Genomic DNA, 14,309 nt, shown 5'->3' on the forward strand with positions numbered 1-14,309 from the left:
GGTCACATCCGGAAAATGCCGAAGCGGCTCGGTTCGATCGGCGCGTTCAGCGCGGCGGACAACGCAAGGCCGAGCACATCGCGGGTCTGCGCCGGGTCGATGACACCGTCATCCCACAGGCGGGCACTGGAATAGTAGGGGTGGCCCTGGTGTTCGTACTGGTCGAGGATCGGCTGCTTGAGCCTGGCTTCGTCTTCGGCACTGAATGGCTGGCCGCTGCGTTCGCTCTGCTCGCGCTTGACCTGTGCCAGCACGCCGGCGGCCTGTTCGGCGCCCATCACGCCAATCCGTGCGTTGGGCCACATCCACAGGAAGCGCGGGTCGTAGGCGCGGCCGCACATGCCGTAGTTGCCGGCACCAAAGCTGCCGCCGATGATCACCGTGAACTTCGGCACCTGGGCGCAGGCCACGGCGGTGACCAGCTTGGCGCCGTGCTTGGCGATGCCGCCTTCTTCGTATTTTTTGCCGACCATGAAACCGGTGATGTTCTGCAGGAACAGCAGCGGGATGCCGCGCTGGCAGGCCAGTTCGATGAAGTGCGCACCTTTTTGCGCGGCTTCGGCGAACAGGATGCCGTTGTTGGCCAGGATCGCCACCGGGTAGCCATGCAGGTGGGCGAAACCGCACACCAGCGTGGTGCCGAACAGTGCCTTGAACTCATCGAACACCGAACCGTCGACCAGGCGTGCGATCACTTCGCGTACATCGAACGGCTGCTTGGCATCCGCCGGCACCACGCCGTACAGCTCGTCGGCGGCGTATAGCGGCGCCACGGGGGCCAGGCGCTGCAGCTTGCCCAGCTTGTGCCAGTTGAGGTTGGCCACGCTGCGCCGCGCGATGGCCAGGGCGTGTTCGTCATTGTCGGCATAATGGTCGGCGACGCCACTGGTGCGGCAGTGCACATCGGCGCCGCCGAGGTCTTCGGCGCTGACCACTTCGCCAGTGGCGGCTTTCACCAACGGCGGCCCGGCGAGAAAGATGGTCGCCTGCTGGCGTACCATGATCGCTTCGTCGGCCATCGCCGGCACGTAGGCGCCGCCTGCGGTACACGAGCCCATCACCACGGCGATCTGCGGGATGCCTTGCGCGCTCATGTTGGCCTGGTTGAAGAAGATCCGCCCAAAGTGCTCGCGGTCAGGGAACACTTCGTCCTGGCGTGGCAGGTTGGCGCCGCCCGAGTCCACCAGGTAGATGCACGGCAGGCGGTTTTGCAGCGCGATGGTCTGCGCGCGCAGGTGTTTTTTCACCGTCAGCGGATAGTACGAGCCGCCTTTGACCGTGGCATCGTTGGCCACGATCATGCATTCCACGCCTTCGACGCGGCCAATGCCGGCGATCACGCCCGCAGCCGGCACGTCTTCGCCATATACCTCATGGGCCGCCAGCTGGCCGATCTCGAGAAACGGCGAGCCCGGATCCAGCAGGCGGTCTATGCGCTCGCGCGGCAGCAGCTTACCGCGCGAAGTATGCCGCTCCTGAGCCTTGGGCCCGCCGCCCTGGGCGACCTGGGCCAGCAGGCCGCGCAGGGCTTGGACTTGTTCGAGCATGGCCGCACTGTTGCCGGCGAATTCCGTCGAACGCGGGTTGATCTGGGTGTGCAAGGTAGCCATGTGCGCCCGTTCCTTATGTTCAGCGGGTTTCGTTGAACAGTTCGCGGCCAATCAGCATCCGGCGGATTTCGCTGGTGCCGGCGCCGATTTCGTACAGCTTGGCGTCGCGCAACAGGCGGCCAGCCGGGAATTCGTTGATATAGCCGTTGCCGCCGAGAATCTGGATCGCTTCCAGGGCCATCTGCGTGGCGCGCTCGGCGGTGTACAGGATCACCCCGGCAGCATCCTTGCGGGTGGTCTCGCCACGGTCGCAGGCCTGGGCCACGGCATACAGGTAGGCGCGGCTGGCGTTCAGCTGGGTGTACATGTCGGCAATCTTGCCCTGGATCAGCTGGAACTCGCCGATGCTCTGACCGAACTGCTTGCGGTCGTGGATATACGGCACCACCAGGTCCATACAGCTTTGCATGATGCCGGTCGGCCCGCCGGACAGCACCACACGTTCGTAGTCCAGGCCGCTCATCAGGACGCGCACGCCGCCGTTGAGTTGGCCCAGAATGTTCTCTGCCGGCACTTCCACGTCATCGAAGAACAGCTCGCAGGTATTCGAGCCGCGCATGCCCAGCTTGTCGAACTTGTTGCTGCGGCTGAACCCTTTCCAATCGCGTTCGACTATGAAGGCAGTGATACCGTGCGCACCCTTGTCCAGGTCGGTCTTGGCGTAGATCACGTAGGTGTTGGCGTCTGGCCCGTTGGTAATCCAGGTCTTGCTGCCGTTGAGCACATAGTGGTCGCCGCGTTTTTCGGCGCGCAGCTTCATCGAGACTACGTCGGAGCCGGCGTTGGGCTCGCTCATGGCCAGGGCGCCGATGTGCTCGCCGCTGATCAGCTTGGGCAGGTACTTGAGCTTCTGTTCGTGGTTGCCGTTGCGGTTGATCTGGTTGACGCACAAGTTGGAGTGCGCGCCGTAGGACAGTGCTACCGAGGCCGAGCCACGGCTGATTTCCTCCATCGACACCACGTGGGCGAGGTAGCCCAGGCCGGCGCCGCCGTATTCTTCCGCCACGGTGATGCCCAGCAGGCCCATGTCACCGAACTTGCGCCACATGTCGGCGGGGAACAGGTTGTCGTGGTCGATCTGCGCGGCGCGCGGGGCCAGTTCGGCGGCGACGAAGGTGCGCACCTGGTCACGGAGCATGTCGATGGTTTCGCCCAGGGCGAAGTTCAGGGAGGGGTAATGCATGCTGGGGCACCTTGTTGTTCTTGGAAATTGGGTAACACCGTAGCTCAAAGGCTTTGTGCCGACCCTGCGGGAGCGGGTCGGTGCCGTGCCGATGAACTCGGGATCGTTCATCACCTTTACGTTAACGTAAACCTGCAAGGGTGGACTGTCAATCTGCTTGTCACCTTTACGTAAACGTAAATCTGCGCCAGAGTATTCCCGCTTGCTTCAGCCGTGCCCAAAACAACCACAAGAAGGGACACCCATGAGTCAACCGAGCTATACCCGCGGTCGCCAGGACCGACCTTTGCTGACCCAGACCATCGGCCAGGCCTTCGATGCCACCGTTGCCCGCTGTGCCGACGGCGAAGCCTTGGTATCGCGTCACCAGGGCTTGCGCTACAGCTGGCGGCAGTTGGCCGAACAGGTCGAAGTACATGCCCGCGCGCTGATGGCGCTGGGCGTCAACACTGGCGACCGTGTTGGTATCTGGTCGCCCAACTGCGCCCAGTGGTGCATCTTGCAGCTGGCCAGTGCCAAGGTCGGTGCCATCCTGGTCAACATCAACCCGGCCTACCGTGGGGGTGAACTGGAATACGTGCTGCGCCAGTCCCGCTGCCGCTGGCTGGTATGTGCTGAGGCCTTCAAGACGTCTGATTACCACGCCATGGTGCAGGAGCTGGTGCCTGAACTGGCCAGCGCCGCGCCTGGTGAGCTGGCCAGTGAATGCCTGCCCGAGTTGCGTGGCGTCATCAGCCTGGCCGCCAACCCGCCTGCCGGCTTCCTGCCCTGGCACGCATTGACCGAGCGTGCAGGGCAGACATCTGCCGAGGCCTGCACAGCCCGCCAGCAAAGCCTGCAATTCGACCAGCCGGTAAACATCCAGTACACCTCCGGCACCACCGGTGCGCCCAAAGGTGCCACGCTCAGTCACTACAACATCCTCAACAACGGTTTCATGGTGGGTGAAAGCCTTGGCCTGGCAGCCAGCGACCGTATGGTGATTCCGGTGCCGCTGTACCATTGCTTCGGCATGGTCATGGCCAACCTCGGCTGCATCACCCACGGCAGCACCATGATCTACCCCAACGATGCCTTCGATGCCGAGCTTACCCTGCGCGCCGTGGCAGAAGAGCGCGCCACCATCCTCTATGGCGTACCGACCATGTTCATCGCCATGCTCGACCACCCGTCGCGTGCCCACATGGACCTGTCGACCCTGCGCAGCGGCATCATGGCCGGCGCCACCTGCCCGATCGAGGTGATGCGCCGGGTCATCGGCCAGATGCACATGGCAGAAGTGCAGATCGCCTACGGCATGACCGAAACCAGCCCGGTGTCGCTGCAGACCGGCCCGGACGATGATCTGGAGCTACGCGTGACTACCGTCGGCCGCACCCAGCCACAGCTGGAGAACAAGCTGGTGGACGCCGATGGCTGTATCGTCGCGCGCGGTGAGATTGGCGAGCTGTGCACCCGCGGCTACAGCGTCATGCTTGGCTACTGGGACAACCCCCAGGCCACGGCGGATGCCATCGACCCGGCCGGCTGGATGCATTCGGGCGACCTGGCGGTGATGGACGAGCAGGGCTATGTGCGCATCGTCGGGCGCAATAAGGACATGATCATTCGCGGCGGCGAGAACATTTACCCGCGTGAGCTGGAAGAGTTTTTCTACACCCACCCGGCGGTGGCCGATGCGCAGGTGGTCGGCATCCCGTGCAGCCGCTATGGCGAAGAGATCGTCGCCTGGATCAAGCTGCACCCGGGGCATAGCGCCACGGTCGAGGAACTGCAGGGCTGGTGCAAGGCGCGCATTGCCCACTTCAAGGTGCCGCGGTATATCCGTTTCGTTGACGAATACCCCATGACAGTGACGGGCAAGGTGCAGAAGTTCCGGATGCGGGAGATCAGTGTCGTGGAGTTTATGGTGGGATCGACCGAGTAACGTTGTAGCGGTGCCGGTCCGCAGGGCAAGACCCGCGAATGGCCGGCACAGCTAGCCCGTTTTGGTCAAGCCATCCTAACTAAAACCAGAGTTCCGGATGTTCCAAGGAACTACGAATAATACGTATATGTCCCATTAACTTTCTATATCGCTCCTGTGGGCTGATGTAGTAATCGGCGTCGCCGAAGTAGCTAGGGTTTTGCATTTTTCTTACCTCTGCTTCTATTCTGTCAAGGCTGGATATATCTGCTTTGGTTAGCAAGCCATCGTTTCGGTAATCGGTTACTTGTCCACCCATGATGTTTGCAGCCTGTTTCAAATATCTTTCTGTTGTGATGCGGTGGACAATTCTGGGCGTTACACCGGTTTTGAAGGGGTCTGAGGCTGCTGCGGTTAAATCCCCAGGTGCTAAATATTGGCCTATTTTTTCTACTGGGTGGGGGGCCGGCTTGGAGAGTTCATTCAGTATGCGTAGGCCGTCTCCCATAGCTATCAACCTGAGCCGTGCAGTTTCTTCAGGGCTTTGGCCGGGGAGCTGTACATTTTGCTTGTTAAAATTAACGTTTATGTTGGGCTTTTTGAAAAAGATTTTGTATAGCCAATTCAGGGGACGTAAAGCGAGTTGGGCGAGTCGAGCGAAAGCAACGGCTCCACTTGGGTCTGTGCGGTTGACTGGATCGCCATTGCAATAGGCGTAGCTATTAATTCCTCCACGTCCAAAGGGGCTAATACGATCCGGGGAGATGAATCTCATCAGTGTAGGGCTGAAGGCGCGATAGCCTTGTCCCAAATGGTAGTAATGTGCGTGATGGTCAAAATGTGCACCGTTGAAGCCGGTCAGGCGAGGTTTCAGGGTTAGCGCTTTGCTGTAGCCGTAAACGCAGTAGCTGACATGAGTGTCAGGGATGACAGTGGTGGATGCTGACATGGTACTGCCCCGTGTGAAAATCAATGTTGTCGAAGGCTTCAGTCTAGCCATGAGGCGTCTGACAAGTTTTATTGGCGCTGAACAGGGGGTGTTCATCGGTTCGGCGAGTTCACGAGCTTGAGCAACAAGGCGGTGGTCGCTCTCCCGACGGGTGTTGTGTGGTTTATATAGTGTAAGCAGCGATCTTACGAAACTGGTAAAAATAGCAGTTGTAAAAGGGGGCTACAGGTCCCGCGCTGCCCGGGCGTCGAGAATAATTGCCCTGATGGGGCGAAGTGCATACCGCCGCACACCTACCGTACAGCGTAATCCAAGCAGCGATAACGTATAGTCCAGATTGCCCGGGATGAACGCGCGGCGCCTAACTGCGAAAGTTGGCCCCTCACGCCATCCGTGCTACCAGATGTAATCGCGCGCTTCTGACATGACTCAACCATCTCCGGGCAAGGATCGATGGTCATGCGAGCTCCAGTAGAACGCAACTGACAGACATATCAGTTCCGTGGTCTACCCTTAAGCCTTCACCGGTGGCTCCTGGCTCGGCGGGTCACCTACCGTCGGCGGCACGGTCGGCTTGATCGGCAGCTCGTCCGGGTCTTCTTCCGGTACGGGTGGCGGCAAGCTCGGGTCGTCGATGTTCGGATCGGGGGTTTCCGGTGGAATGGGAATGTTCATGGCCTGACCTCGCGTGGGTGGGTGAAGAGGTGCTGTAGGCTCTGACCGCTGGCAGCTGCCGTTCGCTCAATTATTTTGAACCCCCCGCCTGTGCCCGGCTCTGAACCCTTACCGCCACCAGCCTGAGGGAGCAAGGTCGATGTCACGAAACGAGCCCTTTGAAAGCGTGCCCACGGCGAACGATCACCCGGATCAGGCCATTGGCCTGTCCCAGGCGCTGTTGGCGCCGCGCATCGTCATCGAAGACACCCAACCCGTGCTCGACGCTGGCACCTTCGCCGCCAAGGCCATCAGCGGCCAGCCAGTTGCGGTCAGCAGCAAAGTCTACAGCGATGGCCACGACCGCCTGGCGGTGATGCTCAACTGGCGCCAGGCCAACAGCCGGCGCTGGCATTGCGTGCCCATGCAGTCGCCGGGCAACGACCTGTGGCTGGCCGAATTCACCCCCACCGAGCTAGGCCCGCACCGGTTCAGCATCGAGGCCTGGATCGACCCGTTCGCCACGTACTGCCACGACCTGGAGAAGAAGTACCACGCCGGTGTCGAGGTCAGGCTGGAGCTGGAAGAAGGTCGCTTGATGCTGGGCCAGGGCATTGCCTTGTGCAACGGCGCCCTGCGTGAAGCGTTGCAGGCCCTGCAACAGCGCATGGGCGAGTTGGGTGTCGACGACCAGGTGGCACTGCTTCTCGACCCCACCACCAGCCGCCTGATGAGCGAAGCCGAACACCGCAGCTACCTGGCCCGCAGCCGTGAGTTCCCGGTGGATGTCGACCGCCCGGCGGCGCAGTTCGCCAGTTGGTACGAACTGTTCCCGCGCTCCATCACCGATGACCCCCAACGGCATGGCACCTTCAATGATGTGCACGAACGCCTGCCGATGATTCGTGACATGGGCTTCGACGTGTTGTACTTCCCGCCCATTCACCCCATAGGCATGCAGCACCGCAAGGGCCGCAACAATGCGCTCAAGGCCGAACCGGGCGACCCGGGTAGCCCGTATGCCATCGGCAGCGCAGAAGGCGGCCACGAGGCGATCCACCCGCAACTCGGCAGCCGCGATGACTTCCGCCGTCTGGTGGCTGCGGCTGCGGAACACGGCCTGGAAATCGCCCTCGATTTCGCCATCCAGTGCTCCCAGGACCACCCGTGGCTCAAGGAGCACCCGGGCTGGTTCAGCTGGCGCCCGGACGGCACCATCCGCTACGCCGAAAACCCGCCGAAGAAGTACCAGGACATCGTCAACGTCGACTTCTACGCCCCCGATGCCGTGCCCAGCCTGTGGCTGGCCTTGCGCGACGTGGTCATCGGCTGGGTCGAGGAGGGCGTCAAAACCTTCCGCGTCGACAACCCGCACACCAAGCCGCTGCCGTTCTGGCAATGGCTGATCGCCAATGTGCGCAGCCAGTACCCAGAGGTGATCTTCCTCGCCGAGGCGTTCACCAAGCCTGCGATGATGGCGCGCCTGGGCAAGGTCGGTTATGCGCAGAGCTACACGTACTTCACCTGGCGCAATACCAAAAAGGAACTGAGCGAGTACTTCGAGGAACTCAACCAGCCGCCGTGGAGCCAGTGCTACCGGCCCAACTTTTTCGTCAACACGCCGGACATCAACCCGTTCTTCCTGCACACCTCTGGCCGCGCCGGCTTCCTCATACGCGCCGCGTTGGCCACCATGGGCTCGGGCCTGTGGGGCATGTATTCAGGCTTTGAGCTGTGCGAGGGCACGCCGTTGCCGGGCAAGGAGGAATACCTGGATTCGGAGAAGTACCAGCTGCGCCCGCGCGATTTCAGCCAACCCGGCAACATCATTGCCGAAATCGCCCAGCTCAATCGCATCCGCCGGCAGAACCCTGCGTTGCAAACCCACCTCGGCGTGGCGTTCTTCAATTGCTGGAACGACAACATCCTGTACTTCGCCAAGCGCACCCCCGAGCGCGACAACTACATCCTGGTGGCGGTCAGCCTCGACCCGCACAACGCCCAAGAGGCGCACTTCGAGTTGCCATTGTGGGAATTGGGGCTGGACGACAACGCCGAAACCCATGGTGAAGACCTGATGAACGGCCACCGCTGGTCATGGTACGGCAAGACCCAATGGATGCGCATAGAGCCCTGGCACCAGCCGTTCGGCATCTGGCGCATCGAAAAAGCCCGTTAACCAGGCTCTGACTGTGCCCCCTGTGGTATCGAGCAAGCTCGGATGTCTGTGCATGCAATTGAAAGGAGTCGCACATGGCCAAGCGTTCCCGCCCGGCAGCCTTTATCGACGACCCGCTGTGGTACAAGGACGCCGTCATCTACCAGTTGCACATCAAGTCGTTCTTCGACTCGAACAACGATGGCATCGGTGATTTCGCCGGCCTGATCAGCAAGCTCGACTACATCGCCGAGCTGGGCGTCAACACCTTGTGGCTGCTGCCGTTCTATCCCTCGCCACGCCGTGACGACGGCTACGACATCGCCGAATACAAGGCCGTGCACCCTGATTACGGCAGCATGGCCGACGCCCGCCGTTTCATCGCCGAGGCGCACAAGCGCGGCCTGCGGGTGATCACCGAGCTGGTCATCAACCACACCAGCGACCAGCACCCGTGGTTCCAGCGCGCCCGCCACGCCAAGCCCGGCAGCAAGGCGCGCGAGTTCTACGTGTGGTCGGACAACGACCAGAAGTACGACGGTACCCGCATCATCTTCCTCGACACCGAAAAGTCCAACTGGACCTGGGACCCGGTCGCCGGCCAGTACTTCTGGCACCGGTTCTACTCGCACCAGCCGGACCTCAACTTCGACAACCCGCAGGTGCTCAAGGCGGTGATCGGGGTGATGCGTTTCTGGCTGGACCTGGGGGTCGACGGCTTGCGCCTGGATGCCATCCCTTACCTGATCGAACGCGACGGCACCAACAACGAGAACCTCGCCGAAACCCACGACGTGCTCAAGGCGATCCGTGCCGAAATCGATGCCAACTACCCCGACCGCATGCTGCTGGCCGAAGCCAACCAGTGGCCGGAAGACACTCGCCCGTACTTCGGCGAAGGCGATGGCGACGAGTGCCACATGGCCTTTCACTTCCCGCTGATGCCGCGCATGTACATGGCGCTGGCCATGGAGGACCGTTTCCCGATCACCGACATCTTGCGCCAAACTCCGGAAATTCCTGCCAACTGCCAGTGGGCGATCTTCCTGCGCAACCACGATGAGCTGACCCTGGAAATGGTCACCGACCGTGAGCGTGACTATTTGTGGAACTACTACGCCGAAGACCGCCGCGCGCGCATCAACCTGGGCATCCGTCGGCGCCTGGCACCGCTGCTGCAGCGTGACCGCCGACGTATCGAGTTGCTCACCAGCCTGCTGCTGTCGATGCCCGGCACGCCCACCCTTTACTACGGCGATGAACTGGGCATGGGCGACAACATCTACCTCGGCGACCGCGACGGTGTGCGCACGCCCATGCAGTGGTCGCCGGACCGCAATGGCGGTTTCTCCCGGGCTGACCCGCAGCGCCTGGTGCTGCCGCCGATCATGGACCCGCTGTATGGCTACCAGACGGTCAACGTCGAGGCGCAGAGCCACGACCCGCACTCCCTGCTGAACTGGACCCGGCGCATGCTGGCGGTGCGCAAGCAGCAGAAGGCCTTTGGTCGCGGCACGCTGCGTACCCTCACCCCGAGCAATCGGCGCATTCTTGCCTACATCCGCGAATACACCGATGCCGATGGCAACACCGAGGTCATCCTGTGCGTGGCCAACGTCTCCCGCGCCGCCCAGGCCGCGGAACTTGAGCTGTCACAATTTGCCGACAAAGTACCGGTGGAAATGCTCGGCGGTAGCGCCTTCCCGCCGATCGGCCAACTGCCGTTTCTGCTGACCTTGCCACCTTATGCCTTCTACTGGTTCCTGCTGGCCTCACACGACCGCATGCCCAGCTGGCACATCCAGGCCACCGAGGGGTTACCCGAATTGACTACGCTGGTACTGCGCAAGCGCATGGAAGAACTGCTGGAAGCACCTTCCAGCGATACCCTGCAAACCGCCATCCTCCCGCAGTACTTGCCCAAGCGGCGCTGGTTCGCCGGCAAGGAAGGCCCGATAGACAGCGTACGCCTGTGCTACGGCGTACGCTTCGGCAGTGCCACCACGCCCGTGCTGCTCAGCGAAATCGAGGTCATCAGCGAGGGTACAGCCAACCGCTACCAACTGCCGTTCGGCCTGCTGCGCGAGGAGCAGATCAACAGCGCGCTGCCGCAGCAGCTGGCGCTGTCGCGGGTGCGCCGTGCCCATCAGGTCGGCCTGATCACCGACGCCTTTGTGCTCGAACCCTTTATCCGCGCCGTGTTGAGCGCCTGCCAGGACGGCCTGCGCCTGCCCTGCGGCAATGGCGAGGGTGACCTGCGGTTTGAGAGCACCGCGCAATTGGCCAGCCTTGAACTGAACGACGAAAGCGAAGTGCGCTACCTCAGCGCCGAGCAATCCAACAGCTCGGTGGTGATCGGCGACCGTGTGGTGCTCAAGCTGATCCGCCGGGTCAACCCGGGTATCCACCCAGAGCTGGAAATGAGTGCCTACCTGACCGCTGCCGGCTTTGCCAATATTTCGCCGCTGCTGGCCTGGGTCAGCCGCGTTGATCAACAAACGGCACCCCATTTGCTGATGATCGCCCAAGGCTACCTGAGCAACCAGGGCGATGCCTGGGCCTGGACCCAGAACACCCTTGAGCGAGCCATTCGCGACCAGATGCAGCCCACCCCAAGCGACGCCGAAGTGCATACCGACGCCCTGGCCGAACTCACCGGCTTTGCCGCCTTGCTCGGCCAGCGCCTGGGCGAGATGCACCTGTTGCTGGCTGCGCCGACCGACGATGAAGCCTTCCAGCCGCGCCCAAGCGATGCGCAAGACAGCCAGCGCTGGAGTGCACAGATCGGCGCTGAACTGACCCACGCGCTTGACCTGCTGGCCCAACACCGCGACAGCCTCGACAGCGACAGCCAGGCACTGGTCGACGACCTGCAGCAACAGCGTGAGGGCCTGGCCCAGCACATAAGCCGGTTGGCCGAACAGGCTGAAGGTGGTTTGCTGATGCGCGTGCACGGTGACCTGCACCTGGGCCAGGTGCTGGTGGTGCAGGGCGATGCCTACCTGATCGATTTCGAAGGCGAGCCGGCCCGGCCACTGGAAGAACGGCGGGCAAAACACAGCCCCTACAAAGATGTCAGCGGCGTGCTGCGATCCTTCGACTATGCTGCTGCGATGATCTTGCGCAGCGCGTCTGCCGTGGACCTTTCCGACCCGGCGCGGCAAGCCCGGCAACGGGTTGCGCGGCAGTACTTGCACCAGTCGCGGCATGCCTTTGTCGAAGCCTACGGCTTGGCCACCGCTGCCATGCCCCACGCCTGGCAGCAGGCCGAAGGCGAGCGTGCGGCACTGGAATTGTTCTGCCTGGAAAAAGCCGCCTACGAAATCACATACGAAGCCGAGAACCGTCCAAGCTGGCTGGCCGTACCTTTGCATGGCCTGCATGGACTGATCAGTACCTGGGGAGAGTCAGAATGAACGTAACAACGCGTGAAAACGGCGGCCTTCGGCAACGGGACCTCGATGCCCTGGCCCGCGCCGAACACGCCGATCCATTTGCGGTACTCGGCCCCCACGGCGACGGCGCAGGCGGGCAGGTGGTTCGTGCCTTCCTGCCCACTGCCCTGAATGCGCGCATCCTCGCCCGGCATGACGGGCGCATCCTTGCCGAAATGGAGCAGGGCAGCCTGCCCGGGTTGTTCAGCGCGCACCTCGATGAGGCACAGCCCTACCTGTTGCAAATTGGCTGGGCCGGTGGCGAGCAGGTCACCGAGGACCCTTACAGCTTCGGGCCGCAGCTAGGTGACATGGACCTGCACCTGTTCGCCGAAGGCAACCACCGCGACCTGTCCGGGCGTTTCGGTGCGCAGCCGATCCAGGTCGAGGGTATCGACGGCGTCTGCTTCTCGGTCTGGGCTCCCAACGCCAGGCGGGTCTCGGTGGTCGGTGACTTCAACAACTGGGACGGCCGCCGCCACCCTATGCGCCTGCGTCACAGTGCCGGGGTGTGGGAACTGTTCATCCCGCGCCTAGGCGTGGGGGAAACCTACAAGTTCGAAGTGCTCGGCAAGGATGGCATCTTGCCGTTGAAGGCTGACCCGCTGGCCCGCGCCACCGAACTGCCGCCGAGCACGGCGTCCAAGGTGGCCGGTGCGCTCAGCCATGCCTGGCAAGACCATGAATGGATGGCGCAACGCGCCCAGCGCCATGCCTACAACGCGCCACTGTCGATCTACGAACTGCACCCGGGCTCATGGCGTTGCGAGCTGGACGAGGCGGGCGAAGTCGGGCGCTACTACAACTGGCGCGAACTGGCCGAACGTCTGGTGCCGTATGTGCAGGCGCTGGGCTTCACCCATATCGAACTGCTGCCGATCATGGAGCACCCGTTCGGTGGTTCCTGGGGCTACCAGCCGCTGTCGATGTTCGCACCCACCTCGCGCTACGGCACGGCCGAGGACTTTGCCGCCTTCATCGATGCCTGTCACCAGGGCGGTATCGGTGTGCTGCTGGACTGGGTACCGGCGCACTTCCCGACTGATGAACACGGCCTGGCGCGGTTTGACGGCACGGCGCTCTACGAATACGACAACCCGCTGGAAGGCTACCACCAGGACTGGAACACGCTGATCTACAACCTGGGCCGCAACGAGGTGCGTGGCTTCATGATGGCCTCGGCGCTGCACTGGCTGAAGCACTTCCACATCGACGGCCTGCGGGTCGATGCGGTCGCCTCGATGCTGTACCGCGACTATTCGCGCAAGGCCGGCGAGTGGGTGCCCAACCGCCACGGCGGGCGCGAGAACCTTGAAGCCATCGACTTCATCCGCCACCTCAATGGGGTGGCAGCACACGAGGCCCCGGGCGCGCTGATCATCGCCGAAGAGTCCACCGCCTGGCCCGGGGTCAGCCAGCCTACCCAACAGGGCGGCCTGGGCTTTGCCTACAAGTGGAACATGGGCTGGATGCACGACACCCTGCACTACATCCAGAACGACCCAGTGCACCGCACCTATCACCACAACGAGATGAGCTTCGGGCTGATCTATGCCTATTCCGAGCACTTCATCCTGCCCATTTCCCATGATGAGGTGGTGCACGGCAAGCACTCGCTGATCGACAAGATGCCCGGCGATCGCTGGCAGAAGTTCGCCAACCTGCGTGCCTACCTCACCTTCATGTGGGCCCACCCGGGCAAGAAGCTGCTGTTCATGGGCTGCGAGTTCGGCCAGTGGCGTGAGTGGAACCACGACAGCGAACTGGACTGGTACCTGCTGCAATACCCCGAGCACCAAGGGGTGCAGCGCCTGGTGGGCGACCTCAACCGTCTCTACCGCGAAGTGCCGGCGCTGCACGAGCAGGATTGCCAGCCGCAGGGCTTCCAGTGGCTGATCGGTGACGACGCGCAAAACAGCGTGTACGCCTGGCTGCGCTGGAGCAGCAGCGGCGAGCCAGTGCTGGTGGTGGCCAACTTCACCCCGGTGCCGCGTGAGGGCTACCGGATTGGCGTGCCGTTCGGCGAACGTTGGCAGGAGCTGCTGAACAGCGATGCCGAGCTGTATGCCGGGTCCAACGTGGGCAATTTGGGCGCAGTGGCCAGTGAGGCAGTGGCCAGCCATGGGCAGCCATTGTCGCTTGCGCTGAACCTGCCGCCGCTGGGTGTGTTGATTCTCAAGGCCGCCTGATCGGCTGCTCATCAAGAATGACTACTTTCCCAGGGGGAACAAGCGAAGGGCTGTTATTTCTGCTAGTTGTGCCGCTGCGATGCCAAGTGACATCTTGCTCCTGATCATTCCTGATCTCAGCTGGAAAGGAGCAGAACCATGCCAGCATGCAGAAGTTTTTTTTACCAACGAGAGCGGCTGGCGGTGTCAACGGACCCAGTCGAAAAGTGGCCCAGTCGTATCCTGC

The 14,309-nt window shown here is 62.4% G+C and carries 8 protein-coding genes; 4 read left to right on the forward strand and 4 right to left on the reverse strand.

Going from position 1 to position 14,309, the window contains the following annotated elements; translation table 11 throughout:
• Positions 1–2: 2 nt before the first annotated feature.
• Both E8E68_RS21880 and E8E68_RS21885 read right to left on the reverse strand, forming a co-directional pair.
• The gene (locus E8E68_RS21880; RefSeq protein ID WP_266030473.1) at positions 3–1,610 is read right to left on the reverse strand and encodes a carboxyl transferase domain-containing protein; all 1,608 of its coding nucleotides are present in this window, start codon (positions 1,608–1,610) and stop codon (positions 3–5) included.
• A 19-nt stretch (positions 1,611–1,629) separates the two neighbouring features.
• The gene (locus E8E68_RS21885; protein WP_266030472.1) at positions 1,630–2,793 is read right to left on the reverse strand and encodes an isovaleryl-CoA dehydrogenase; all 1,164 of its coding nucleotides are present in this window, start codon (positions 2,791–2,793) and stop codon (positions 1,630–1,632) included.
• Positions 2,794–3,037: 244 nt separating this feature from the next.
• Here E8E68_RS21885 and E8E68_RS21890 point away from each other — a divergent pair, with 244 nt between their 5' ends.
• Positions 3,038–4,720, forward strand: coding sequence for an AMP-binding protein (locus E8E68_RS21890; protein WP_280344663.1), 1,683 nt, complete (start codon positions 3,038–3,040; stop codon positions 4,718–4,720).
• Between the two features lie 79 nt (positions 4,721–4,799).
• Here the strand turns inward: E8E68_RS21890 and E8E68_RS21895 are convergent, their stop codons facing one another.
• Both E8E68_RS21895 and E8E68_RS21900 read right to left on the reverse strand, forming a co-directional pair.
• Positions 4,800–5,648: an RHS repeat-associated core domain-containing protein gene (locus E8E68_RS21895; protein ID WP_280344666.1), complete on the reverse strand. Its 849-nt coding sequence runs from the start codon at positions 5,646–5,648 to the stop codon at positions 4,800–4,802.
• A 513-nt stretch (positions 5,649–6,161) separates the two neighbouring features.
• Positions 6,162–6,323, reverse strand: coding sequence for a hypothetical protein (locus tag E8E68_RS21900; protein WP_003251307.1), 162 nt, complete (start codon positions 6,321–6,323; stop codon positions 6,162–6,164).
• 139 nt (positions 6,324–6,462) lie between these two features.
• On the opposite strand from E8E68_RS21900, the gene E8E68_RS21905 reads away from it, so the two are divergent.
• The 3 genes from E8E68_RS21905 (at position 6,463) to glgB (ending at position 14,083) form a co-directional block, all read left to right on the forward strand.
• Complete coding sequence (locus E8E68_RS21905; protein WP_266030469.1) at positions 6,463–8,481, forward strand: alpha-1,4-glucan--maltose-1-phosphate maltosyltransferase; 2,019 nt, start codon at positions 6,463–6,465, stop codon at positions 8,479–8,481.
• Positions 8,482–8,555: 74 nt separating this feature from the next.
• On the forward strand, positions 8,556–11,876 hold the full coding sequence (treS, locus tag E8E68_RS21910) for a maltose alpha-D-glucosyltransferase (protein ID WP_266030468.1): 3,321 nt from the start codon (positions 8,556–8,558) through the stop codon (positions 11,874–11,876).
• A complete protein-coding gene (gene glgB / locus E8E68_RS21915; RefSeq protein WP_266030467.1) occupies positions 11,873–14,083 on the forward strand; it encodes a 1,4-alpha-glucan branching protein GlgB in 2,211 nt (736 codons plus the stop codon). The genes treS and glgB overlap by 4 nt, the downstream gene beginning before the upstream one ends.
• The last annotated feature ends 226 nt before the right edge of the window (positions 14,084–14,309 follow it).

The organism is Pseudomonas sp. BN607 (genome assembly GCF_029871175.1).
Taxonomy (GTDB): domain Bacteria; phylum Pseudomonadota; class Gammaproteobacteria; order Pseudomonadales; family Pseudomonadaceae; genus Aquipseudomonas.